Origin of the sequence: Nocardioides jensenii JCM 1364 = NBRC 14755, from assembly GCF_001552535.1 — a bacterium.
GTDB lineage: Bacteria > Actinomycetota > Actinomycetes > Propionibacteriales > Nocardioidaceae > Nocardioides > Nocardioides jensenii.
Genome location: NZ_BCRJ01000087.1, coordinates 18,100 through 40,180, shown reverse-complemented (window position 1 = coordinate 40,180; position 22,081 = coordinate 18,100). Strand labels below are relative to the sequence as shown.

The window sequence follows — 22,081 nt, the reverse complement described above, 5'->3', positions numbered from 1 at the left end:
GAGCCTGTGAAACTGCCTCGCCAACACGAAACTTCGTGTCAATCGGCCAGTTTCACAGGCGAGCCTGTGATTCTGCCCAAACCACACGAAACTGCCCGGGCAGCGGCAGTCAGCCGGCGCAGTCGCCGGTGCCGACCTCGGCCTGGGTCGAGAGGCCCTGGGCCGCGGCGTCGGTGACCGCATCGGCGGTCAGCGCGTAGCCGGTCTGGTCGTCGGTCACCGACGCCGCGAAGATCACCCCGGTCACCTGTCCCTTGGAGTTGACCATCGGGCCACCCGAGTTGCCGGGACGGATCAGCGCGCGCAGCGAGTAGACCTCGCGGATCACGGACCCGTGGCCGTAGATGTCGGGGGAGCGCAGCCGCTGCTCGGCGCGCACCCGGGCCGGGCGGACGTCGTACGGGCCGTCCTGGGGGTAGCCGAGCACGGCCGCGTCGTCGTTGGGAGCGGCGCCCTTGGCGAAGTCGAGCTTCGGCCGGTCGAGGCCGTCGACGTGGAGTACGGCGACATCGAGGTCACTGTTGTAGTAGACGACCTCGGCATCGAGCGTGTCGTCGCCGACCAGCACCTCGGGGTCGGAGACCCCGGCCACGACGTGGGCGTTGGTCATCACCCGGCCGGGCCCGTAGACGAAGCCGGTGCCCTCGACGCCACGTCCACAGCTGTTGTCACCGTGGATCTTCAGCACGCTCTGCTGCGCGTCAGCCACGTCGGGGTCGCGCGCGATCCGCGGGTCGGGTGGGCCGACCTCGACGATGCGCTCGGGAGCGAACGGCTCGAGGTAGCGCGGGAAGAAGCTGGTGCCGACCACGTTGTTGAAGGCGTTGAGCGCCTCGTTGGCACGGTCGGGGAGCACCCGGTCGACCTTCGCCAGCACGACCGACTCACGCACCATCGGCGTCACCGAGCCGATGCGTGAGCCGGAGACCGCGACCCCCAGCGCCCAGGCGACCAGCAGCACCGCGACCGCGCTGAGGACAGCGCCGCCGGCCGCATCGACCGCGCGCACGGGCTGCCAGGTGATCTGGTCACGGACTTTCGCGCCGGCGTACTGGAGGAGCGCCTGGCCGAGGGTGGCGGAGAGGATCACGATGAACAGTGCGCCCAGGGAGACCCACACTGCAGGGTCGGCGTTGCCCAGGGCGATGGGGGCCAGCCAGATGCCGAAGAGGCCGCCGAGCAGCAGGCCCATGGTCGCGAAGGCGCCGGTCACGAAGCCCTGCCAGTAGCCCGAGAGCGCGTAGGCGAGCACGAGCAGGACCAGGATCCAGTCGAGGAGGTTCATCGGCCGGGCCCTTCCTTGAATCGGGTGTTGGGTGGTGTGGTCGAACGTGAGGGTTCACCCTGCAGCATGTAGTCGGGCAACTCGTGCACCACGCCGGTGTCCCAGTTGCTGGACCACCCGACGTGCTCGAAGAGGCGCGCGATGATGCCGGCCGTGAAGCCCCACAGGATCACGTCACGGTCGTCGCCGATCAGGAAACCGGGGCCGAGCCAGCCGCTGGGGTGGCGCACCGTGATGCGGTGGGTGGGCTCGACCAGGTCGGAGATCAGCACCCGGTGGATCGCGTGGACCTCCTCGACCGAGTGGGTGGTCACCGGCGACGGCTCGGCCCACCAGGCCAGCACGGGGGTCACGGCGTAGTTGCTGGGCGGGAGCCACAGCTCGGGCAGCTCGGCGAAGACCTCCACCCCGTCGGGGTCGAGGCCGGTCTCCTCCCAGGCCTCACGCAGCGCGGCGTCGTGGGCGCTCTCGCCGGCGTCGATGCCGCCGCCGGGGAACGACACCTGGCCGGGGTGGCTGCGCATCGTGTGGGAGCGCTCGGTCAGCAGCAGCTCGTGGCCGTCGGGGCCGTCGCCGAAGAGCATGAGTACGGCGCCACGCCGCGGATCGCTGCCCTCGGGAGGCATGAACCGGGTCAGGTCGTGCACGGTGATCGACTGCGCGCCGTCGCGGAGCGGCTCCAGCCACTGCGGGATCACAGCTGCACCTGCAGGTGCTTCTCGACCAGCTGCTCGAGCTGGCCCAGGCTCTTGATCTCCTCGAAGCGCTGCTCGACGACCTGGCCGTCGGCGTCGATCAGGACGAGGTAGGGGAGCGCGACGATGTTGGGCAGCGGATCCTTCAGGCTCAGGTCGCTCTGCGGGTCGGCAAGCAAGGGGTAGGTCACGCCCGAGTCCTTGGCCAGCTCGAGGGCCGGGCCGGGCTGGGTGTCCTGGAAGTCGACGCCGAGCACGGGCACGCGGTCGCCGTGCTTCGCGAAGAACTGTTGGTAGATCGGCAGCTCGCGGCGACAGGGCCCGCACCAGACCGCCCACAGGTTGACGACCATGGGGCCGCGCAGGCTCGAGGTGTTGACGTCCTTGCCGCCTCCCAGGCACGGCAGGGTGACGTCGGGCAGGCCGCCGTCGACGTGCGCGCCGGAGCCCGGGGCGCACGCAGCCACGCCGGTGCCGGCCTTGAGCTTGCGCAGCTGGGGGGTGTCGACGTCGACGTCGGAGCTGCCGGCCTTCTCGATGTCGGGAGGTGAGACCGAGTCACACCCCTGCAGGGCGAGCAGCGTGAGCAGCGCTGCGGCGAGGGTGCGTCTCATGCGCGGCCTTCGGTGCGCACCAGCTTGGCGGCCTCGTCGGCGTCGGTGGGGCCCTCGCCGTACGCCGGGCACCAGCGCGCGAGCGGGCACGCGCCGCAGGCGGGCTTGCGGGCATGGCAGATGCGGCGACCGTGCCAGATGACGTGGTGGGAGAGCATCGTCCAGTCGCGTTTGGGGAAGAGCGCCCCGACGGCGTGCTCGACCTTGACCGGGTCAGTCTCCTCGGTCCAGCCGAAGCGGCGGACGAGTCGGCCGAAGTGGGTGTCGACGGTGATGCCGGGGATGTCGAAGGCGTTGCCCAGCACGACATTGGCAGTCTTGCGACCGACGCCGGGCAGCTTCACGAGGTCGTCGAGGCGCGGCGGCACCTGGCCGTCGTGGTTCTCGACGAGGGCGGCGCTGAGCTTGAGCAGGGACTCGGTCTTGGCCCGGAAGAAGCCCAGCGGGCCGATGATCCGCTCGAGGTCGGCACGCTCGGCGCCGGCCATCGCGGCCGCATCAGGATAGGCGGCGAAGAGGGTGGGACGGACCGCGTTGACCCGCTTGTCGGTGGTCTGGGCGCTGAGCACCGTGACCACGAGGAGCTCGAAGGGGTTGGCGAAGTCGAGTTCACACGTGGCATCCGGGTAGGTTGCTCCGAGGACCCGATCGATCTTGCGGGCCCGTCGAACCAGGGCCGTCTGCGATGGAGTCTGGGGCACGCACACACCCTACGTGGACGCGCCGACACGGCCCGGATCGTGGTCGTGTTCGGTCAATTGGGCCCCGGTGGTTGATGATGTGACCTGGACCACGGCTAGGATCGGCCCGGAACCCACTACTACATGGGAGGAACTTGTGGACAACGACGTGCTTCGTCAGGCCCCGCTGTTCAGCGCGCTCGACGACGAGGCTGCGACGGCACTGCGTTCATCGATGGCCGAGTCCAGGCTGCGGCGGGGCGAGGTGCTCTTCCACGAGGGCGACTCGGGTGACAAGTGCTACGTCGTACTCGAGGGCAAGGTCAAGCTGGGCCGCACCTCGTCCGACGGTAGGGAGAACCTCCTCGCGATCCTCGGCCCGGGTCAGATGTTCGGTGAGCTCTCGCTCTTCGACCCCGGCCCGCGTTCGGCGACCGTGACCACCGTGACCGACGCGGCGTTCGCCTCGCTCTCCCACGAAGACCTCCTCAAGTGGCTCGAGGGCCGCCCGATCGTGGCGCACAGCCTTCTTGCCCAGATCGCGGCCCGCCTGCGCAAGGCCAACGACGTCAACGCCGACCTGGTCTTCTCCGACGTTCCCGGCCGCGTGGCCAAAGCGCTGCTCGACCTCGCCGACCGGTTCGGCCGCACCGCCGACGACGGCGTCCACGTGCACCACGACCTCACCCAGGAGGAGCTCGCCCAGCTGGTCGGCGCCTCCCGCGAGACGGTCAACAAGGCGCTGGCCGACTTCGCCTCACGCGGATGGCTGCGCCTGGAGCCCCGCTCCGTGGTGATCATGGACATCGAGCGGCTCTCCCGCCGCGCCCGCTGACGCCCACGTCGTACGACGAACGCAACGGCCGCCGCTCCCGCGAGGGAACGGCGGCCGTTGTGCGTCGCAACCCCGGGCTGCACCGGGGGAGGGGGACGGCTACTCGTCGGAGGAGCCGCTGGACATGCCGGACTGGATCAGGTTCATCACCGAGGAGTCCGCGAGCGTGGTCACATCGCCGATGTCGCGCTTCTCGGCCACGTCGCGCAGCAGGCGACGCATGATCTTGCCGGAGCGGGTCTTGGGCAGCTCGGGAACGATCAGGATCTGCCGGGGCTTGGCGATCGCGCCGATCTCCTTGGCCACGTGGTTGCGCAGCTCCTGGACGAGCGCGTCGCCGGACTCACCGCCGGCGCTCTCCCGCAGGATCACGAACGCGCACACCGCCTGGCCGGTCATCTCGTCGGCGGCACCCACGACGGCCGCCTCGGCGACCTTGGGGTGCGAGACCAGGGCCGACTCGATCTCGGTGGTGGAGAGCCGGTGGCCGGACACGTTCATCACGTCGTCCACGCGGCCCAGCACCCAGATGTCGCCGTCCTCGTCCTTCTTGGCGCCGTCGCCGGCGAAGTAGACGCCCGGCCAGCGCGACCAGTAGGTGTCCTTGTAGCGCTCGTCGTCGCCCCAGATGGTGCGCAGCATCGCCGGCCACGGCTTGCGGAGGACGAGGTAGCCACCGGAGCCGTCAGGCACGGACTCGCCCTCGTCGTTGACCACGTCGGCATCGATGCCGGGCAGCGGTGTCATCGCCGAGCCGGGCTTCGCCTCGGTGACACCGGGCAGCGGGGAGATCAGGATCTGCCCGGTCTCGGTCTGCCACCACGTGTCGACCACGGGGGTCTCACCGGCGCCGATCGTGTCGCGGTACCAGACATAGGCCTCGGGGTTGATCGGTTCGCCGACCGAGCCCAGCACCCGCACCGAGGAGAGGTCGAACTTGTCGGGAATCTCCTTGCCCCACTTCATGAACGTTCGGATGGCGGTGGGGGCGGTGTAGAAGATCGTGACGCCGTACTTCTCGATGATCTCCCACCAGCGGCCCTTGTGCGGGGCGTCGGGGACGCCTTCGTACATCACCTGGGTCGCGCCGTTCGCGAGCGGTCCGTAGACCATGTAGGAGTGGCCGGTGACCCAGCCGACGTCGGCGGTGCACCAGTAGACGTCGGTCTCGGGCTTGAGGTCGAAGACCGCCCAGTGGGTGTAGGACGTGCCGACCAGGTAGCCGCCCGTGGTGTGCAGGATGCCCTTGGGCTTGCCGGTGGTGCCGGAGGTGTACATGACGTAGAGCGGGTGCTCGGCGTCGTGCAGCTCGGCCTCGTGCTCGGTCGACTGCTGCTCGACGAGTTCGTGCCACCACACGTCGACGTCGTCGTTCCAGGCGATGTCGTCCTGACCGGTACGGCGTACGACGAGCACGTGCTCGACCAGACCGTCGACCTTCGCCACCGCCTCGTCGACGGCCGGCTTCAACGCCGAGGGTGCTCCGCGACGGTAGCCGCCGTCGGAGGTGACCACGACCTTGGCGCCACAGTCGGTGATGCGCGAGGCCAGGGCGTCGGCGGAGAAGCCACCGAAGATGACCGTGTGGGGGGCGCCGAGTCGGGCGCAGGCCAGCATCGTGAAGACGCACTCGGGGATCATCGGGAGGTAGATCGCCACCCGGTCACCCTTGGTGACGCCCAGTGAGACAAGGGCGTTCGTGGCCTTGTTGACCTCGTCCTGCAGCTGCGCGTAGGTGATGTCGCGGGTGTCGTCCTCCGGCTCACCGACCCAGTGGATGGCGACCTTGTCGCCGTTGCCCGCGTCGACGTGGCGATCGACGCAGTTGACCGCGGCGTTGATGGTGCCGCCCTCGAACCACTTGGCGAACGGCGGGTTGTCCCAGTTGAGGACGCGGTCCCACTTCTGGCCCCAGTCGAGGCGGTCGGCCTGGGTTGCCCAGAAGCCCTCGAAGTCCTGGCTCGCGGCGGCGTACGCCTCGGCCTTCACGTTCGCGGCGGCCGCCAGGTCGGCGGGGGGCGGGAAACGTCGCTCCTCGTGGCTCAGGTTCGAAAGGGTCTCGCTGGTCACATTCACTCCTGTTTGTCGTTTCGTGTCGCTGCCGGCCGTCTCCTGCAGCCTAGGCCGGAATCCCGTGCGCGACGAGTACACCCAGGGAGGATTCCGTCCGATCCACCCGAGGATTCCGGCCCGGAGGTTGCCGCAACGTTGCGACCGCCTCCGGACCGGAATGGGGAAGGACTGTCAGTGCGGGGTCGCCTGCTCGGCGCCCGCGCCGGTGAGCGCCCGCACCTCGAACTCGTCGTACGCCGCCTCGGACTCGACCTCCTTGGACGTGACGGTCCCGAGCCAGCCGAAGAAGAAGCCCAACGGGATCGAGACGATGCCGGGGTTGTCCAGCGGGAACCACGAGAAGTCGATGGTCTTGGGCAGCAGTGCCGCGTTGGTGCCGTCGGCATTGAGCTTGCCCGAGACCACCGGTGACGAGATCACCAGGACCAGGCAGGAGATCAGGCCACCGTAGATCGCCCAGGTCGCTCCCCGCGTGTTGAACCGCTTCCAGAACAGGTTGTAGAGCAGCGAGGGCAGGTTCGCCGAGGCCGCGACTGCGAAGGCCAACGCCACGAGGAAGGCGATGTTGAGCTTCTGGGCCGGGATGGCCAGGGCGATCGCCACACCACCGATGACGAAGGCGGAGATCTTGGCGACCTTCACCTCCTGCTTCTCGCTGACCTTGCCCTTCTTCCACACGTTGGCGTAGAGGTCGTGTGCCACCGACGAGGCGGAGGTCAGCGTCAGGCCGGCCACCACGGCGAGGATCGTCGCGAACGCGACCGCCGAGATGAGTGCCAGCAGGACGGCTCCACCCACAGAGCCGGTGCCGCCGCCGACTGCCTCGGCGAGAAGTGGCGAGGCCAGGTTTCCGCTGGACTTCGCCACCTTGCTCTCCGGCCCGGTGTCGAGCAGTGCCGCGGCGCCGAATCCCAGCGCCAGCGTCATCAGGTAGAACGAGCCGATCAGACCGATCGCCCACATCACCGAGGTGCGCGCCGCCTTCGCGGTCGGCACGGTGTAGAAGCGGATCAGGATGTGCGGCAGGCCCGCCGTGCCGAGCACCAGCGCGATGCCCAACGAGACGAAGTCGAGCTTGCTGGTCATGTCGATGCCGTACTTCAGACCGGGCTGGAGGAACGCCTCGCCCTTGCCGGTGTTGCCCGAGGCCGCACCGAGCAGCTCGGAGATGTTGAAGTCGAACTTCGCCAGCACCAGGAACGTGATCAGGATGGTGCCGGCCATCAGCAGGATGGCCTTCACGATCTGCACCCAGGTGGTGCCCTTCATGCCACCCACGGTCACGTAGAAGATCATCAGCAGACCGACGCCGGCGATGACGACAGCCTTCATGAACTCGCTCTCGACGCCGAGGAGCAAGGTCACGAGCGCGCCGGCACCCACCATCTGGGCCAACAGGTAGAAGATCGAGACCACGACGGTCGAGGTGGCCGCCGCCGTACGGACCGGGCGTTGCTTCATGCGGTAGGCCAGCTGGTCGGCCATCGTGTAGCGGCCGGAGTTGCGCAGCAGCTCCGCGACCAGCAGGAGCGCCACCAGCCAGGCGACCAGGAACCCGATCGAGTAGAGGAAGCCGTCGTAGCCGTTGAGGGCGATCAGCCCGGAGATGCCGAGGAACGACGCGGCCGACATGTAGTCACCCGAGACGGCCATGCCGTTCTGGAACCCGCTGAACTGTCGGCCGCCGGCGTAGAAGTTGGACGTGCCCGTCGTCTGGCGGCTGGCCCAGAACGTGATCGCGACGGTGACCAGGACGACGCCGAGGAACAGCCCGGCGGTGAGGAGCTCGGTGCCGTTCATCGCGGTGCCCCCTCGCCCTTGATCGCCGCGTCGTAGCGCGCCTCGAGCTTGCGGGCCAACGGGTCGACGTGCCGGTTCATGTGCCGGGCGTAGAGCCAGGCGATCAGGAACGTCGAGGCAAACTGCAGCAGCCCGAAGACCAGGGCCACGTTGATGTGGCCCACGAGCTTGGTGTTCATGAATCCGCCTGCCCAGTTCGACATGATCACGTAGAGCAGGTACCAGGCCAGGAAGGCCACCGTCCACGGGATCACGAAGCTGCGGTAGCGCTGCCGCAGCTCGGCGAAGTCGGGGGCCTCATGGAGTTCCTGGTAGATCGGATGCTGCGAGCTTCGGTGTACGCCGTGTTCATCGGTCACGGGATCGCCTCTCGTGCGGGGGTGTGACACCAGTCACGCTAGGAAGGACCGGCCTGCGGCATCAGGGGTGCGAATCGATGTCGCGCCGAGTGGGGACCACGAATCGTTGAACGGTGCCTCACGCAAGACGAACGGTCAGCCTCGATCGAGGGCGACGGCCTCGGGCGTGTGCAGCCGCACCATGAACCGGCGGACGTGGGCGGGCACGCGGTCGGCCGTGGCCCGCGACACGACGTACATCGTGGTGAACGCCAGCGGCACCGACCAGGCGGCCGGCTGGGTGAGGAGCACGTCGACCCACCCGGTGGTCGCATAGGGGCTGAGGGAGTAGGTGACCCCGAGCCCCGAGGCGACGAAGCCGGTGCCCAGCCCGGCCAGTGCGCCGACGTCGGTGAGGCCGCGCCACCAGATGCCCAGCACGAGCAGGGGACAGAACGTCGAGGCGGCGACCGCGAAGGCCAGCCCGACCGCCTTGGCGATGCCCAGGTCGGGGGCGGCGACGGCGGCCGCGCAGGGGGTCACCACGGCGATCACGGCCGACGCCCGGAAGGCCCCGACACCGGTGAAGCGCGACCCGCGGAACACGTCCTGGGTGAGCACCCCGGCGACGGCGACCGACAGCCCCGACGACGTCGAGAGGAACGCCGCGAAGGCACCGGCGGTGACCAGCGCCGAGAGGAGCTCGCCACCCGTGCCCGGCACCATCAGCTTGGGCAGGTCCAGCACGATCACGTCGGCGTTGGCCTCGGCGCCGTACACCCGGCCGAGTGCGGCGTAGACCGGCGGCAGCAGGTAGAACGCGCTGAGCAGGGCCAGCACCACGACGGTCGTCCGACGAGCCGCCCGGCCGTCGGGGTTCGTGTAGAACCGGACCACGACGTGGGGCAGCCCCATGGTGCCCAGGAACGTGGCGATGATCAGCGACCAGGTCAGGTAGAGCCCCTGGGTGCCGCCCTCGCCCAACGGGAGTGACCAGTGATCGCCCGCGGTGGCGTTCGGGCCGGGGCGACCGTCGTCGAGCCAGACCCCGACCAGGACGATCGCGGGGACCAGGAGGGCGGTCAGCTTGAGCCAGTACTGGAAGGCCTGCACGAACGTGATGCTGCGCATGCCACCGGACAGCACGTTGACCAGCACCACGGTGGCCACGACGAGCGCGCCGAGCCACGAGGGTGCGCCGGTGGCCGACTCCAGGGTGATGCCGGCGCCCTGGAACTGCGGCACGAGATAGAGCCAGCCGATCGCGACGACCATCAGCGTGCACGTGGTGCGCACTCGCGACGACGCCAGCCTGGCCTCGGCGAAGTCGGGCAGGGTGTAGGCCCCGGAGCGGCGCAACGGTGCGGCCACCAGCACGAGCAGCACCAGGTAGCCGGCGGTGAAGCCGACCGGGTACCAGAGCATGTCGGCGCCGAAGACCAGCACCAGCCCGGCCACGCCGAGGAAGGACGCGGCGGAGAGGTACTCGCCGCCGATGGCCGAGGCGTTCAGGGCGGGCCGGACGGTGCGCGAGGCGACGAAGAAGTCGCTGGTGGTGCGCGAGAACCGCAGCCCCCACGTGCCGATGGCCAGCGTGGCGACCGCCACCAGGGCAACCGCGACGACGCTGGGGACCGAGGTGATCATGGCCGCACCCTCATGACTCGACGATCTGCACCAGCTCGGCGAAGTCACGCTCGTGCTGCTCGGCGCGACGCACGTAGGACCAGCCCAGCAGGATCAGCAGCGGATAGATGAGGACGCCGAGCACGACGAGTGCCAGGGGAGCGCCGAGCACGCGCACGTCGGAGAGCGACGGCACCAGGTGGAAGGCCAGGGGCAACCCGACCGCGATCACGACCAGCGGCGCCAGGGTGAGCACCGCCAGACGCAGCTGGGCACGCAGCAGCGACTCCATCAGCACCGTGCCGAGCAGGGTCTGGTCGTCGATCTCGTGGGCCCGGGTACGCCGGCTCGTCGTACGCCGTGGTGGCCCGGTGACGCGGACCCGCTCGGGAGGGTTGGTGCTCACGGACGCCCCCGGTTGAGCAGCTCGCGCAGGGCCGGGGTGTGCCGGCGACTGACCACGAGGTCGGTGCCGTCGCCGACCCGCACCGTGCACCGGCCGCTGTCCATCCGCACCTCGTTGATGTGGGCCAGCGCCACCAGCAACGAGCGGTGGATCCGCACGAACCCGGCGGTGCCCCACTGCTCCTCGAGCTGCGTCAACGGCGTGCGCAGCAGGTAGGAGTCGTGCGCCGTGTGCAGTCGGGCGTAGTCGCCCTGGGCCTCGACATGGGTGATGTCGCTGCGGTCGATGAAGCGGGTGACGCCGCCCCGCTCGACCGGGATCTGCTCGTCCCCGCTCGTGGCAGGTGACGCGGCGCCTTCGACCACGCGGCGTACGGCCTCGGCGAGACGCTCCTCGCGCACCGGTTTGAGCACGTAGTCGAGGGCGCGCAGCTCGAACGCGTCGACGGCGTGCTGCTCGTGGGCGGTGACGAACACGATCGGTGGCGGGTTGCGGAACCGGCTGAGCACCTGCGCCAGCTCGACGCCGGTCAGCCCCGGCATCTGAATGTCGAGGAAGATCACGTCGATCTCGGTGTCCTGGAGGATGCGCAGCCCCTCGGTGGCGGCGTCGACGGCACGCACCGAGGCCACGTCGGGGTGTCGCTCGAGCAGGTAGGTGAGCTCGTCGAGGGCCGGTCGCTCGTCGTCGATGACGAGCACGCGCAAGGCGGTCATGGGTGCACTCCGGGGGCGAACTTGGGAACGCGGACGATCACGCGGGTGCCTGCGCCGGGGGCGGTCTCGACGATCAGGCCGTAGTCGTTGCCGAACGTGTCGCGCAGGCGTACGTCGACGTTGCCCAGGCCGACCGAGTCGAGCTCGGCGTCGCCGGCCAGCGCTCGTCGTACCCGCTCGGGATCCTCACCGGCGCCGTTGTCCTCGACCTCGATCACGCAGTCGGAGTCGGCGTCGCGTGCGGTGATGCTGATGTGGCCGTCGCCCTTCTCGGCGAGCCCGTGCCGTACGGCGTTCTCGACGAGGGGCTGGATGCACAGGAAGGGTACGGCGACCGGCAGCACCTCGGGTGCGATCCGCAGTGTGACCCCGAGGCGGTCGCCGAACCGGGCCTGCTCGAGCAGCAGGTAGCGCTCGACGGAGCGCAGCTCCTCGGCGAGGGTCGTGAACTCGCCATGCCGCCGGAACGAGTAGCGGGTGAAGTCGGCGAACTCCAGCAACAGCTCGCGGGCACGGTCGGGATCGGTGCGCACGAACGACGCGATGGCGCCCAGCGAGTTGTAGATGAAGTGCGGGCTGATCTGCGCGCGGAGGGCCCGGACCTCGGCCTCCATCAACCGGTTGCGGGAGGCGTGCAGCTCGGCCAGGTCGAGCTGACCCGAGACCCAGGTGGCGACCTCGTCAGCGGCGCGGACCAGGCCGGCGGTGGCGTTGTCGGTGAACACCTGCAGCGTGCCGACGATGAGGTCGTCGACGACCAGCGGTGAGACGACCGCGAACCGGATCGGACAGGTGGGCACCAGGCAGGCCACCCCGCGTTGGGCGACGTGGGTGCGGCCCTCGTCGACAGCCGTCGCGGCCAGCTCGGGGCAGAGCTTGCCGTGGTGCTCACCGCTGCCGTCCCAGGCCAACAGGCCGGCGGTGTCGGTGATCGCCAGCGCCGGGGCCCCCAGCAGTGTGCGCAGGTGCTTGATGCTGCGCTCGGCGCTGGCGCTGGTCAGGCCCTCACGCAAGGCCGGCGACGCGAGGGAGGCGGTGTGCAGGGTGCGGAAGGTCGCCCGGTCGGCCTCTGTGCCGAGGTGGGTACGCCGCCAGCCGAACGCCATGACCACACCCTAGGGGTCCCGGGCTCGGTGGTCCCGGGCTCGTCGCGTCGGGTCGCACTGCGTCGCGTTGCTCAGCGTCGGGTGCGCTGGGTGCGCTGGGTCGGCGTCGCGGTCAGCGGAAGTCGATCAGGAGCAGGTCGGAGTCGGAGCCGTCCTGCGGGCTGGAGGGCGGAGGACCCTCCGCGGAACCGGGCACGGCGTCGCTGGTCGCCTCGTTGGCGTCGTCGCTCCCGTCAGCCGCGCCGTCGACGGGCTGCTGCTCGTCGAACCCGCGCGGAGGCGCCCAGGCGTTCTCGACCACGGTGGCCTTGAAGCACCGGCTCAACCAGGGCATCTGCATGCCGTCGGCGCCCCGCCCGTAGTCGTCGTACAGCCTGAGTGCGGCCGTCGTACGCCGCTCGGCCTCGGTGTCACCGCGGCCGGAGAGCTCGGCGCGGACCATCGCCTCGAGAGAGACGTTGTTCACGACCTGCCAGTAGCGGAAGGTGGCGTCGCTGACGAATCCGAAGAGCGTGGAGTTGACCAGGCCGGCGGCGGGTTCTTCCCCCGCGGACACGTTGCCGAGGACCTCGTCGAGCTTGCGGGCCCACGGGATGCGGCGGTCGCGTTCGTTGCAGACCAGGGCGAGCTGACCGCCGGCACGCAGCAGCCGGGCGAGCGACTCGAGATCCTCGGGCAGCCCGTGCGTGCTGATCACGACGTCGATGCTGCGGTCCGGGAACGGCAGCTTGGCCGTGGCTCCCGAGACGTCCGTGACGTCGTGCCCGGCGTCGGCGATCGCGTCCGCCACGTCGGGGTCGCCCAGCACCACGACGGTGCGCGGGGAGGAGCCCAGCAACCACTGCACGGCCTCGGCCGGGAAGGCAGGTCGGTCCTGGGGTGCGCGCTGGTGGTCCATTGAGTCGAGGCTACCCGCTGATCCCCGCGAAGCCGGGACCACGAGGTGCCTCTACCCTTGCGCGTCATGAGCAGTGTCACGAACGGCGACCCGCTGGCCTCCCTCACCGCACTCGAGGGTGTGCCGTCGGCGTTCGCCGGCACCCGCGACGGGGTCGACGCGATGCTGCGCGACCGAGGACTGCGCAAGACCGCGCCGCAGCTGACCACCGAGTCGCTGCTGCGTGGTGCCTGCGCCAGCGGGGTCCTGGAGGGATCGACATCGACTCCCGAGGTGATCCGGGCCGGTGACGGGGACGAGACCGCGCAGGCCGCGGTCCGGGTCTCGACCGAGTTGCTCTCCCTGGTTCCGACGCTGAAGACCGCGCCCCTGCAGGCCTTCGCCCGCCTGCACGCCCTGGCCGGCAAGGGCGTCGTGCCCGACGAGGTGCTGGGGCGACCCAGGGCCGCGGACGCGGCGGAGCGACTCCGGGTGCTCGGCCAGAGACTGTTGGCACCCACGACCGCACCGGCGATGCTGGTCGCGGCCGTCGTCCATGCGGAACTGGCCACGGCAGCACCGTTCGCCTCGCACAACGGCATCGTGGCCCGGGCCGCCGAACGCCTGGTCCTGGTCGCCCGTGGGGTCGACGAGAAGTCCCTGCTGGTGCCGGAGGCCGGCCACCTGGCCCTGCGCGCGGAGTACGAGTCGAACCTGCGCGCCTACGCCAACGCCAGCGGAACGAACGGCGTACACGCCTGGTTGCTCTACGCGGCCGAGGCCTACGCCGCGGCCGCCGAGGCCAGCCCGGTGCGCGACTGACCCAGCCACCCGAACGGTCGGGCGCGAACCACCCGGGAGAAGAGTCCGGACATGCGAGCGGCACCCGACTCGCGTGGATTCGGGTGCCGCCGCTGACACGCGAAACCCGGGTAACAAGCGTGCACTATCTAACTACTGCCCTCGGGGTCAGACCCGATCTTGGCAAGCGCCCTGAAGAAGGGTAGATCGCCGCGTGGGTACCTGGCTCACGTGCAAATTCTGGAGTTGTTGGTTCATGTGTACGCCGGTTCGCGGGGCACTTCAAGCCTTGACTTACGGGCTCAATGATGTGTTGTCCGGATTCCGTTCGGCAACGCGTCACAGCGAGCGCTTGCGCAGGTTGACCGCGATCGCCCCACCGGCGACGACCAGTCCTCCCACCGCCAGGGCGGCCAATGTGGGCTTGGCCGGCGGCAGTTTCATCCGGCGTCCCAGCGTGACGGGCTTGGTGAAGACCAGCACCGGCCACTCGTTGGCCACGGCGGCCTTGCGGAGATCCTTGTCGGGGTTGACCGCGTGGGGGTGCCCGACCGCCTCGAGCATCGGCAGGTCCGTGACGGAGTCGCTGTAGGCATAGCAGTTCGCCAGCACGTAGCCCTCGGTCTCGGCGAGCTCCCGGATCGCGGTGGCCTTGGTCTCGGAGTAGGCGTAGTAGTCGATCTCGCCGGTGTACCTGCCGTCGACGATCTCCATGCGCGTCGCGATCACCCGGTCGGCGCCGAGCATCTCACCGATCGGCCCCACCACCTCGGAGCCGGAGGTCGACACGATGATGACGTCGCGCCCGGCCAGGTGGTGCTCCTCGATCAGGCTGACGGCCTCGTCGTAGACCAGCGGGTCGACCACGTTGTGCAGGGTCTCGGCGACGATCTCCTGCACGGTGGCGACGTTCCACCCCGCACACAGTTGCGACATGAACTGCCGCATCTTCTCCATCTGGTCGTGGTCGGCTCCGCCGACGAGATAGACGAACTGGGCATACGCGCTGCGCAGCACGCCGCGCCGCGAGATCAGCCCGCCGGCCTGGAAGGGCTTGCTGAACGCGAGAGTGCTCGACTTGGCGATGATCGTCTTGTCGAGATCGAAGAAGGCCGCTTCACGGCGACCGCCCCAGCGGTAGGGGCGGACGGAGGCGTGGTGAGCCGGTGCAGGCATGGCGCCATCCTAGGCGTGCGTCCGCGGCCCGGCACGGAACCGGGACCCGACGTCCTGATGAGGCTCAGCCGTTTTCCGTGCACATGCCGCCCCGCGACCCGGTTATCCACAGTTGCCGCACGACGAGGGGTCGGTCGCGTGGAGCGCGGGAACGCTGGGGCCATGACGAATCCCCTCATTCTCACGCGTGACCAGACCCTGCACGACGAGCTCCAGCGTCTGGCCGCCGCGGCTGGAGTGGCTCCCGAGGCCACCACCGATCCGGCCGTGGCCCTGCGTGCCTGGTCCACTGCGTCCGTCGTGCTCGTCGGCGCCGACGTCGCCGACGAGCTCGCCGCGCTCCAGCCGGCACGGCGAGTCGGCGTCCACCTCGTGACTTGGGGACGGCTCCCCGACGAGGCGTTCCGCACCGCGGTGGCGCTCGGCACCGAAGGGGTCGTGGAGCTCCCGCGGTGCGACTCCTGGGTGTTGGAGGTGCTCGCCGACTCCTCCGAGCGGTTCGACGTCGACGGCGTGACGATCGGCGTCGCCGGCGGCTCGGGCGGCGCCGGAGCGACGACGTTCGCCTGCGCCCTGGCGCTGACCGCGGCGCGCGAGGGCCCGGTCTGCCTGATCGACACGGATCCACTCGGTCCGGGAGCCGATCAGGTGCTCGGCATGGAGCGCATCGACGGCATCCGGTGGGACGCACTGCAGCAGACCTCGGGTCGGCTCGGCGCCCGGGCGCTGCGCGACGCACTGCCCCACAAGGGAGAGCTGGGTGTGCTCACCTTCGGTGGCGGTGGGCCCTCCGGCGTGGAGACCCTGCAACCGTTCGCCGCGCGTGCCGCCGTCGCCGCCGCGACCAAGGGCCACCGGCTGGTCGTGCTCGACCTGCCCCGCACGGGCGGCGACCTGACCGAGGAGCTGATGGCGCGTTGCCAGGCGCTGGTCGTCCTGACCCGCGCCACGCTGCCCGGCCTCGCCTCTGCGGCTCACTTCGTCGACGTGGCAGCTCGTTCTGGTCCCCTCTCGCTCGTCGTACGCGGCTCGGGGGTCGACGCCGCCGAGGCCCAGCGCATCGTCGGGGCCCCGGTCCTCACCTCGATGCCCGACCAACGCGGGCTCGACGAGGCGATCGACCTCGGTCAGGGGCCGGTGAAGTCACGACGCGGCGTGCTGGCCCGCGCTGCCCGCGACGTGTTGCGGGTCCTGGCGCCCGAGGCCGCGGCCCGGCCGGCGGCGTGACGCGTGTGGTGCCCACGGAACTGCTCGAAGAGGTCCGGGACAAGCTGGCCCGGGACGGGCACCTGCTCACGCCGCAACGAGTGGCGGAGGCGCTCCGAGCGGCCGGGCGGCCGGTGGGCGACGCCACGGTCCTGGCCGTCCACGAAGCGTTGCTGGCCGACGTCACCGGCGCGGGTCCTCTCGATCCACTCCTGCGACAGGAAGGGGTGACCGACGTCCTGGTCAACGGTGCCGACTCGGTCTGGTTCGACCGGGGGCACGGCCTCGAACGGGCCGAGGTCACCTTCCCCGACGAGGACGCCGTACGCCGCCTCGCGCAGCGTCTCGCCTCGTCCGGCGGGCGCCGCCTCGACGATGCCTCGCCCCATGTCGACGTCCGGCTCCGCGACGGCACCCGGTGCCATGCTGTGCTGGCCCCCGTGGCCAGGCCGGGCACGGTGATCTCCTTGCGGGTCCCCCGGCCGACGGGCTGGTCGCTGACCGAGCTTGCCGAGCGCGGGTCCCTGGCTGCCGAGGCGCTCGCTCTCACGCGACGCGTGCTCAACGCTCGACTCTCGTTCCTGGTCTCGGGCGGCACCGGCTCAGGAAAGACCACCCTCCTGGCTGCGATGCTGGGCGAGGTCGACCCCGACCAGCGGCTCGTCCTGGTCGAGGACTCCAGCGAGCTGCGCCCCACCCACCCACACGTCGTCGGGCTGGAGGCGCGGGTGGCCAACGTGGAAGGCGTCGGGGAGATCCCGATGCGCACGCTGGTCCGCCAGGCGCTGCGCATGCGGCCCGACCGGGTCGTGGTGGGTGAGGTGCGCGGCATCGAGGTCGTCGACCTGCTGGCCGCCCTCAACACGGGGCACGAGGGGGGCTGCGGCACGCTCCACGCCAACTCCGCCGCCGACGTACCGGCCCGCATCGAGGCGCTGGCGCTCCCGGCGGGCATGGGTCGCGACGCCGTGCACAGCCAGCTCGCCTCGGCGATCGACGTCTTCCTCCACCTGGGCCGCGACCGCGGTGGGCGCCGACGGCTGGCCGAGCTGGCGGTCCCGGTGCGCGGACGTGACGGTTTCGTCGAGGCGGTGACCGCCGTGTCCTTCGGCGCCGACGGCACCGTGCGCGAAGGTCCGGGCATCGGCCGGCTTGCCGATCGGCTGTCGGGTTGATGAGCGCGTTGTTCGCAGCCGGGCTGGCCGGGGTCGCGGTCTGCCTGCTCCGACCCCTTCCGCGTCGTGCCAGGCCGCCCTCCGTGCTGTGGGCGGTCTGCGGTGTCGTGGCTCCGGGGGCCTACGCAGCACTCGGCGGCCTGTCCTGGCGGGTTGCCGCGCCGGCCGCGATCCTTGGTGCAGCAGTGTTCGGCCTGCTCCTGTTGCGCACCCGACGGCGGCGTTCCGTGGCAGCGGCTGCGACGGGTGCCCGCATCCAAGAGGTCTGCGAGCTGGTCGGTGGAGAGCTCGCCGCGGGCCTGCCCGCCGACCGCTGCCTCGACGAGGCCGCGCACGTCTGGCCTCCGTTCGCGGCCGTGGTGTCGGCGCACGCGCTGGGTGGCTCGGTTCCCGACGCGCTGCGTGAGCTGTCCGGGCGCCCCGGAGCCGGTGACCTGCGTCTGGTGGCGTCGGCCTGGCAGGTGGCGGTCCGATCCGGCAGTGGGCCTGCCGTGGCACTGGCTGAGGTGGCCGAGACGGTCCGCGAGCGTGAGGCCACACGCAGACTCGTGCGCACGGAGCTGGCGTCGGCCCGCTCGACCGCGAGACTGATGGCCGGCCTTCCCGTGCTCACCCTGGTGATGGGCTCAGGGGCCGGGGGCGACCCGGTTCGGTTCCTGCTCAGCACCCCGTTGGGCCTGGCGTGCCTGGCGGCCGGTGTGTTGCTGACGGTGGCCGGACTCTGCTGGATCGAGGCCATCGCGGCAGGGGTGGAGGCCTCGGCGTGACCCGGGCCGTCCTTCCCGCACTGCTCGCCGCCGCCGCGGTGCTCCTCTGCTTCCGGGCCCGGCCTTCGCCCCGGCTCGTCGGGGGTGGGGCGCCACCGTTGCTGCCGGTGGCGGAGATCTCGTTCCCGGCCCGTCACCGGCTCGTGGTCAGTGTGTGCGCTGCGCTCGGAGGGGTGACGCTGGTGCCCCTGCCGCTGGGCGGTGTGGTCGCCGTCGTGGCATTCGTCGCGGTCTGGGTGACCATCGCCCGGGCAGCTCCGGCCTCGGAGCTGCGGAAGCGGCAGGCGGCCGCTCGCGACCTTCCCCAGGTCGTGCAGCTGCTCGGCCTCGTGCTTGCCGCAGGTGGGTCCCTTCCCGAGGCGCTCCACCAGGTTGCCGCAGCCCTGCCCGGCCCCGGCACCGAACCGTTGCGACGTGCCGACGCCCGGCTCGGGTTCGGGATGGCACCGGTCGACGTGTGGCGGGAGCTGTCGAACTCGCCCGCCTATGAACGCGTGGGCAGGGCTCTGCTCCGTGCCGAGACGTCGGGCGTTCCGATCGCGGACGTCGTACGCCGTCTCGGCCTGGACCTGGCGCGTGAGGAGCGGGCCCGGGTCGAGGACCGGGCCCGCACAGTCGGAGTGCGCGCCGCGGTGCCGTTGGGACTCCTCCTGCTGCCGGCGTTCCTGGTGGTCGGCATCGTGCCGGTCATCGCCTCGGCGCTGAGCTCGCTGTCGTGGTGAAGCGGGCCGCCTTTCGTGCACAGGACCACGCGCGTCGGGTTTCTCCACAGAGCGGTCGCGGTCGCCGACGGCGAGGTCCGGAATCGCGGAGGGTGGAGACACCGGTCACGACCGTGGCCGGACCGGAGGAGGTATTCATGGCAAGGACAGGCGTCAAGCGGCATACCGACGAGCGAGGCATCACCACCGCGGAATATGCGGTCGGCACCGCCGCAGGTGCCGGGCTGGCCGGCGTGCTCTACCAGCTGGTCACCGGGGGCTTCGGAGACCAGATGCTGCGTCAGATGTTCAACCACGTGCTCGGAATGCTCGGCATCGGATGAACCGCAGTGAGCGGGGGGCGGTCACCGCGGAGACGGCGCTCGCCCTCCCGCTCCTGGTGGCGGTGACCCTGGCCATGGTGTGGATGCTGACCTTCGGGGTCGCGCAGATGAAGGCGACCGACGCCGCGCGTGAGGCGGCCCGAGCGCTGGCGCGTGGAGAGAGCCGAGCCGACGCCGTCGCCCTGGCACAGCGGGTGGCCCCCGGTGCCGAGGTCTCGGTCTCACAGCTGGGCGACATGGTCGTCGTTGTCGTCACCGGATCGGTGCCCTCACCCGGCGGACTGCTCGACGCGGTGTCCGGCAGCACGCACGGCGAGGCGACGGCCCTGCGCGAGGAGGTGAACGATGTCCGGTGACGGGTGCCGTTGCGAGAGCGACGCCGAGCCCTCTGGGGCCCGCGGGTGGGCGGACGCCGGAAGCGCATCCCTGGTGGTGGTCTCGATGATCGGCGTCCTGGTGCTGCTCGGTCTCGGTGCCGCATTCATGACCGCGACCGCGGCGGCCCACCGGCGCGCACAGGCCGGTGCCGACCTTGCCGCACTGGCCGGTGCCACCGCCGGCCAGCAGGGTTCGGACCCTTGCGTCGCAGCGGTCGAGGTGGCCGCAGCCAACCATGCCGAGCTCACCTCCTGCCTCCCGGCAGGCGATGACGTCGTGGTCGCGGTCCGCGTGGAGGGCCCGGAGTTCCTGGGTCACACCTTCGAGGTCATCGGCCGGGCGCGGGCCGGACCCTCGCCGTGAGGCTGCGCGCCGCCGCGGCATCGGCCACACGCACCGCGGTCTGGTCGCGGTGGGGTGAAGAGTGGACCTAGCACCCCTGATCGCGGCGGCATGCGGGCCTAGCGTTCCAACCATGACCTCCACGATCGAGATGGCCGAGACCGACACCTCGCGGACCCCGCGACCGACGTGGTTGCATCGCATCGGGCTGGACACGGCCTACAACCTCACGGCGCTGTTCTTCGCGATCCCCGCTTTTGTCGTGGTCGTCACGGGAATGGCGCTCGGCCTGTCACTGCTGGTGCTGCTGTTCGGCATTCCGGTGCTCGCCGCGACGGCGTACGCGGCCCGCGGGTTCGCACACGTCGAGCGCAGCAGGATCCGCGCGCTGGTCCCGGGGAACGGTTCCGGAGCCGACGCTCGTACGCCGCCCTATCTCGGCCAGGACCCGCAGGCGAGCTGGCTGGCCAGGGCCGCGACGCCGTTGCGTGACCCGCAGTCGTGGTTCGACCTGGGCTGGACGCTGCTCTCCTTCGTCTCCAGCATCGCCGTCTTCGTGGTGACCGTGACCTGGTGGGCGCTGGTTCTGGGCGGCCTGTCCTATTGGTACTGGGAGCAGTTCATCCCCTTCGACGACGACAGCGAGCTGCTCGTCGAGGTGCTGCGGCTCGGGGAGGGTCGTGGTGCGGAGAGCCTGCTGATGCTGGGGGTCGGTGTCTTGGCCCTGCTGACCGTGCCCCTGGTGGTGCGGGTCTGCGCGCTGGCCCAGTCCGGGCTGGGGCGCCTGCTGCTGAGCAGCCGGGCCTCCTGACCGGAACCCCCACCGGCTCGGGGCCAGCCGACGGACGAGTCACCTCTCGCCGGGGTAGACCACGCCGATCTGTCGTCGCAGCTCGTCCATCTGACCGATCACGTCGAGGGTGAACGCGTGCGGCACCAGGGGACTCTCGGTCAGGCCCGCGTCGATGCAGCGCATCACCTCGGCGGCCTCATTGCCGTAGCCCTGGCCCATCACCGGCTCCGGCGCCACGATCGCCTCGGGCCTTCCGTCATGGGGTCGCCAGGTCGCGCCGGGCGGGTGGTGGAAGTCGGCCGCCACCTCGACCAGCCCGGTCGTGGTCGCGATCGTGGCGGCCCGCGAGGGTCGAGACGTCATCGAGGCCGACAGTGCCGAGGTGCCACCGCCGATGTGGCGTGCGGCGATCGCGACGTCCAGGTCGACTCCGGCCGGCGACAGGTCCGCAACCGCGGTGAGCAGCTCGGCCCTGCCGAGGACCAGCTGGGCGAAGGTCAGCGGATAGACGCCCATGTCCAGAAGGGCGCCACCACCCAGCGCTGGGTCGAGCATCCGGTCGGTCGGCGGTCGGTCGACCACCCAGCCGAGGTCGGCGTGCACCTGCCGCGGGACCCCGAAGTCGCCGGCGACGATGCGCCGGCTGAGTTCCCGCACGAGCGGGTGGCACAGCGTCCACATCGCCTCCATCAGGAACCGGCCGTGCTCAACGGACAGCCGCACCATCTCCCGGGCCTCGGCCAGGTTGAGGGTCAATGGCTTCTCGCAGAGCACGTGCTTGCCGGCCTCGAACGCCAACCTGGCGTGGTCGAGGTGCAGCGCGTGGGGGCTCGCGACGTACACCACGTCCACGGAGGGGTCCTCGACCAGCGCCTCGTAGGAACCGTGGGCCGTGCACTCGCCGGCCCCGAACTCGTCGGCGAACACCAGCGCCCTCTCCGCATGACGTGACCCGACCGCGGCCAACCGTGCCCCGGGGACCTCCCGCAGGTCGCGGGCGAAACTGTGCGCGATCTTTCCGGTCGCGAGGATCCCCCAGCCGGTCATCAGGAGGTTTCGTGGTCGCCGGATCGCTCCTGCTCGTCCTTCTGCCGGCGTTCCTCCAGTCGTTGTTCCTTGCGGGCGCGCAGGCTCCGCTTCGTGCCCGAGGTCATCAGCTTGGCGCCCATGCCGATGAACACCACGCAGAGTGCCCCCACCACGAACAACGTCACCGGGGGCACGTCGGCGCCGAAGTATTCGACTCCGGTGCCGTCGAGCAGAAAGATCGCACCAAGGATCGCCACGGCGGAGATCAGGATCAGGACGAATCCGAGAATCACCATGCGTGCACGCTACTCCGAGAAG

General features: G+C 70.5%; 25 protein-coding genes. 10 read left to right on the top strand and 15 right to left on the bottom strand.

What is annotated here, in order from left to right:
- Positions 1-109: 109 nt before the first annotated feature.
- From NJ4_RS18740 to nth, 4 genes are read right to left on the bottom strand one after another with little or no spacing between them, the layout of a single operon-like run.
- Positions 110-1,285 (bottom strand): MarP family serine protease, encoded by a 1,176-nt coding sequence (locus NJ4_RS18740; RefSeq protein ID WP_067438656.1) that lies wholly within the window; start codon positions 1,283-1,285, stop codon positions 110-112.
- On the bottom strand, positions 1,282-1,983 hold the full coding sequence (locus NJ4_RS18735; protein ID WP_067438652.1) for an NUDIX hydrolase: 702 nt from the start codon (positions 1,981-1,983) through the stop codon (positions 1,282-1,284). Before NJ4_RS18735 ends, NJ4_RS18740 begins: the two co-directional genes overlap by 4 nt.
- Positions 1,980-2,594 (bottom strand): TlpA family protein disulfide reductase, encoded by a 615-nt coding sequence (locus tag NJ4_RS18730; protein ID WP_067438649.1) that lies wholly within the window; start codon positions 2,592-2,594, stop codon positions 1,980-1,982. Before NJ4_RS18730 ends, NJ4_RS18735 begins: the two co-directional genes overlap by 4 nt.
- Positions 2,591-3,295 carry an endonuclease III gene (nth, locus tag NJ4_RS18725; RefSeq protein ID WP_245644626.1) on the bottom strand — a complete coding sequence of 235 codons (705 nt, stop codon included), beginning with the start codon at positions 3,293-3,295 and terminating at the stop codon, positions 2,591-2,593. Before nth ends, NJ4_RS18730 begins: the two co-directional genes overlap by 4 nt.
- Positions 3,296-3,431: 136 nt before the next feature.
- Between nth and NJ4_RS18720 the strand changes: the two genes are divergently transcribed.
- Positions 3,432-4,109, top strand: a complete 678-nt coding sequence (locus NJ4_RS18720) for a Crp/Fnr family transcriptional regulator (protein ID WP_067438643.1) — start codon at positions 3,432-3,434, stop codon at positions 4,107-4,109.
- A 99-nt stretch (positions 4,110-4,208) separates the two neighbouring features.
- Here NJ4_RS18720 and acs read toward each other — a convergent pair whose 3' ends face one another.
- The 8 genes from acs to NJ4_RS18680 all read right to left on the bottom strand — a co-directional run bounded on the left by acs (position 4,209) and on the right by NJ4_RS18680 (position 13,072).
- Entirely contained in the window at positions 4,209-6,179 is a 1,971-nt protein-coding gene (gene acs / locus NJ4_RS18715; RefSeq protein WP_067438686.1) for an acetate--CoA ligase, read from the bottom strand.
- A gap of 174 nt (positions 6,180-6,353) precedes the next feature.
- Positions 6,354-7,982, bottom strand: a complete 1,629-nt coding sequence (locus NJ4_RS18710; protein ID WP_067438639.1) for a solute symporter family protein — start codon at positions 7,980-7,982, stop codon at positions 6,354-6,356.
- Positions 7,979-8,341 carry a DUF485 domain-containing protein gene (locus NJ4_RS18705; RefSeq protein ID WP_067438635.1) on the bottom strand — a complete coding sequence of 121 codons (363 nt, stop codon included), beginning with the start codon at positions 8,339-8,341 and terminating at the stop codon, positions 7,979-7,981. The genes NJ4_RS18710 and NJ4_RS18705 overlap by 4 nt, the downstream gene beginning before the upstream one ends.
- 135 nt (positions 8,342-8,476) lie before the next feature.
- Entirely contained in the window at positions 8,477-9,967 is a 1,491-nt protein-coding gene (locus tag NJ4_RS18700; RefSeq protein WP_067438632.1) for a sodium/solute symporter, read from the bottom strand.
- Positions 9,968-9,977: 10 nt separating this feature from the next.
- The gene (locus tag NJ4_RS18695; protein ID WP_067438629.1) at positions 9,978-10,352 is read right to left on the bottom strand and encodes a hypothetical protein; all 375 of its coding nucleotides are present in this window, start codon (positions 10,350-10,352) and stop codon (positions 9,978-9,980) included.
- The gene (locus NJ4_RS18690; protein WP_067438625.1) at positions 10,349-11,068 is read right to left on the bottom strand and encodes a LytR/AlgR family response regulator transcription factor; all 720 of its coding nucleotides are present in this window, start codon (positions 11,066-11,068) and stop codon (positions 10,349-10,351) included. The genes NJ4_RS18695 and NJ4_RS18690 overlap by 4 nt, the downstream gene beginning before the upstream one ends.
- Positions 11,065-12,174, bottom strand: coding sequence for a sensor histidine kinase (locus NJ4_RS18685; RefSeq protein ID WP_067438683.1), 1,110 nt, complete (start codon positions 12,172-12,174; stop codon positions 11,065-11,067). Before NJ4_RS18685 ends, NJ4_RS18690 begins: the two co-directional genes overlap by 4 nt.
- 112 nt (positions 12,175-12,286) lie before the next feature.
- The gene (locus NJ4_RS18680) at positions 12,287-13,072 is read right to left on the bottom strand and encodes a class I SAM-dependent methyltransferase (protein WP_067438622.1); all 786 of its coding nucleotides are present in this window, start codon (positions 13,070-13,072) and stop codon (positions 12,287-12,289) included.
- A 66-nt stretch (positions 13,073-13,138) separates the two neighbouring features.
- On the opposite strand from NJ4_RS18680, the gene NJ4_RS18675 reads away from it, so the two are divergent.
- Complete coding sequence (locus NJ4_RS18675; RefSeq protein ID WP_067438619.1) at positions 13,139-13,873, top strand: Fic family protein; 735 nt, start codon at positions 13,139-13,141, stop codon at positions 13,871-13,873.
- A 318-nt stretch (positions 13,874-14,191) separates the two neighbouring features.
- On the opposite strand, the gene NJ4_RS18670 is transcribed toward NJ4_RS18675, so the two are convergent.
- On the bottom strand, positions 14,192-15,028 hold the full coding sequence (locus NJ4_RS18670; protein ID WP_067438615.1) for an HAD family hydrolase: 837 nt from the start codon (positions 15,026-15,028) through the stop codon (positions 14,192-14,194).
- A gap of 162 nt (positions 15,029-15,190) precedes the next feature.
- Between NJ4_RS18670 and ssd the strand changes: the two genes are divergently transcribed.
- From ssd to NJ4_RS18630, 8 genes are all read left to right on the top strand, one after another.
- On the top strand, positions 15,191-16,255 hold the full coding sequence (gene ssd, locus NJ4_RS18665; protein ID WP_067438611.1) for a septum site-determining protein Ssd: 1,065 nt from the start codon (positions 15,191-15,193) through the stop codon (positions 16,253-16,255).
- Between the two features lie 8 nt (positions 16,256-16,263).
- A complete protein-coding gene (locus NJ4_RS18660; RefSeq protein WP_245644625.1) occupies positions 16,264-17,409 on the top strand; it encodes a TadA family conjugal transfer-associated ATPase in 1,146 nt (381 codons plus the stop codon).
- Positions 17,409-18,176 carry a type II secretion system F family protein gene (locus NJ4_RS18655; RefSeq protein WP_067438608.1) on the top strand — a complete coding sequence of 256 codons (768 nt, stop codon included), beginning with the start codon at positions 17,409-17,411 and terminating at the stop codon, positions 18,174-18,176. Before NJ4_RS18660 ends, NJ4_RS18655 begins: the two co-directional genes overlap by 1 nt.
- Positions 18,173-18,898 (top strand): type II secretion system F family protein, encoded by a 726-nt coding sequence (locus NJ4_RS18650; protein WP_067438605.1) that lies wholly within the window; start codon positions 18,173-18,175, stop codon positions 18,896-18,898. Before NJ4_RS18655 ends, NJ4_RS18650 begins: the two co-directional genes overlap by 4 nt.
- A gap of 137 nt (positions 18,899-19,035) precedes the next feature.
- A complete protein-coding gene (locus NJ4_RS18645) occupies positions 19,036-19,221 on the top strand; it encodes a DUF4244 domain-containing protein (protein ID WP_067438676.1) in 186 nt (61 codons plus the stop codon).
- Positions 19,218-19,577, top strand: coding sequence for a TadE family type IV pilus minor pilin (locus NJ4_RS18640; protein WP_067438602.1), 360 nt, complete (start codon positions 19,218-19,220; stop codon positions 19,575-19,577). The genes NJ4_RS18645 and NJ4_RS18640 overlap by 4 nt, the downstream gene beginning before the upstream one ends.
- Positions 19,567-19,962, top strand: a complete 396-nt coding sequence (locus NJ4_RS18635) for an Rv3654c family TadE-like protein (protein ID WP_082748865.1) — start codon at positions 19,567-19,569, stop codon at positions 19,960-19,962. The genes NJ4_RS18640 and NJ4_RS18635 overlap by 11 nt, the downstream gene beginning before the upstream one ends.
- A gap of 112 nt (positions 19,963-20,074) precedes the next feature.
- Positions 20,075-20,752 (top strand): sensor domain-containing protein, encoded by a 678-nt coding sequence (locus NJ4_RS18630; protein ID WP_067438598.1) that lies wholly within the window; start codon positions 20,075-20,077, stop codon positions 20,750-20,752.
- A 39-nt stretch (positions 20,753-20,791) separates the two neighbouring features.
- On the opposite strand, the gene NJ4_RS18625 is transcribed toward NJ4_RS18630, so the two are convergent.
- Positions 20,792-21,781 (bottom strand): Gfo/Idh/MocA family protein, encoded by a 990-nt coding sequence (locus tag NJ4_RS18625; protein ID WP_067438594.1) that lies wholly within the window; start codon positions 21,779-21,781, stop codon positions 20,792-20,794.
- A complete protein-coding gene (locus tag NJ4_RS18620) occupies positions 21,781-22,059 on the bottom strand; it encodes a hypothetical protein (RefSeq protein WP_067438590.1) in 279 nt (92 codons plus the stop codon). Before NJ4_RS18620 ends, NJ4_RS18625 begins: the two co-directional genes overlap by 1 nt.
- Between the last annotated feature and the right edge of the window lie 22 nt (positions 22,060-22,081).

Excerpts from the sequence above, each read along its gene's own strand:
- NJ4_RS18740 (WP_067438656.1), bottom strand. The coding sequence starts at position 1,285 with ATGAACCTCCTCGACTGGATCCTGGTCCTGCTCGTGCTCGCCTACGCG.
- NJ4_RS18730 (WP_067438649.1), bottom strand. The coding sequence starts at position 2,594 with ATGAGACGCACCCTCGCCGCAGCGCTGCTCACGCTGCTCGCCCTGCAG.
- NJ4_RS18710 (WP_067438639.1), bottom strand. The coding sequence starts at position 7,982 with ATGAACGGCACCGAGCTCCTCACCGCCGGGCTGTTCCTCGGCGTCGTC.
- NJ4_RS18700 (WP_067438632.1), bottom strand. The coding sequence starts at position 9,967 with ATGATCACCTCGGTCCCCAGCGTCGTCGCGGTTGCCCTGGTGGCGGTC.
- NJ4_RS18690 (WP_067438625.1), bottom strand. The coding sequence starts at position 11,068 with ATGACCGCCTTGCGCGTGCTCGTCATCGACGACGAGCGACCGGCCCTC.
- NJ4_RS18685 (WP_067438683.1), bottom strand. The coding sequence starts at position 12,174 with ATGGCGTTCGGCTGGCGGCGTACCCACCTCGGCACAGAGGCCGACCGG.
- NJ4_RS18680 (WP_067438622.1), bottom strand. The coding sequence starts at position 13,072 with ATGGACCACCAGCGCGCACCCCAGGACCGACCTGCCTTCCCGGCCGAG.
- NJ4_RS18675 (WP_067438619.1), top strand. The coding sequence starts at position 13,139 with ATGAGCAGTGTCACGAACGGCGACCCGCTGGCCTCCCTCACCGCACTC.
- NJ4_RS18670 (WP_067438615.1), bottom strand. The coding sequence starts at position 15,028 with ATGCCTGCACCGGCTCACCACGCCTCCGTCCGCCCCTACCGCTGGGGC.
- ssd (WP_067438611.1), top strand. The coding sequence starts at position 15,191 with ATGACGAATCCCCTCATTCTCACGCGTGACCAGACCCTGCACGACGAG.
- NJ4_RS18655 (WP_067438608.1), top strand. The coding sequence starts at position 17,409 with ATGAGCGCGTTGTTCGCAGCCGGGCTGGCCGGGGTCGCGGTCTGCCTG.
- NJ4_RS18645 (WP_067438676.1), top strand. The coding sequence starts at position 19,036 with ATGGCAAGGACAGGCGTCAAGCGGCATACCGACGAGCGAGGCATCACC.
- NJ4_RS18640 (WP_067438602.1), top strand. The coding sequence starts at position 19,218 with ATGAACCGCAGTGAGCGGGGGGCGGTCACCGCGGAGACGGCGCTCGCC.
- NJ4_RS18635 (WP_082748865.1), top strand. The coding sequence starts at position 19,567 with ATGTCCGGTGACGGGTGCCGTTGCGAGAGCGACGCCGAGCCCTCTGGG.
- NJ4_RS18630 (WP_067438598.1), top strand. The coding sequence starts at position 20,075 with ATGACCTCCACGATCGAGATGGCCGAGACCGACACCTCGCGGACCCCG.
- NJ4_RS18625 (WP_067438594.1), bottom strand. The coding sequence starts at position 21,781 with ATGACCGGCTGGGGGATCCTCGCGACCGGAAAGATCGCGCACAGTTTC.
- NJ4_RS18620 (WP_067438590.1), bottom strand. The coding sequence starts at position 22,059 with ATGGTGATTCTCGGATTCGTCCTGATCCTGATCTCCGCCGTGGCGATC.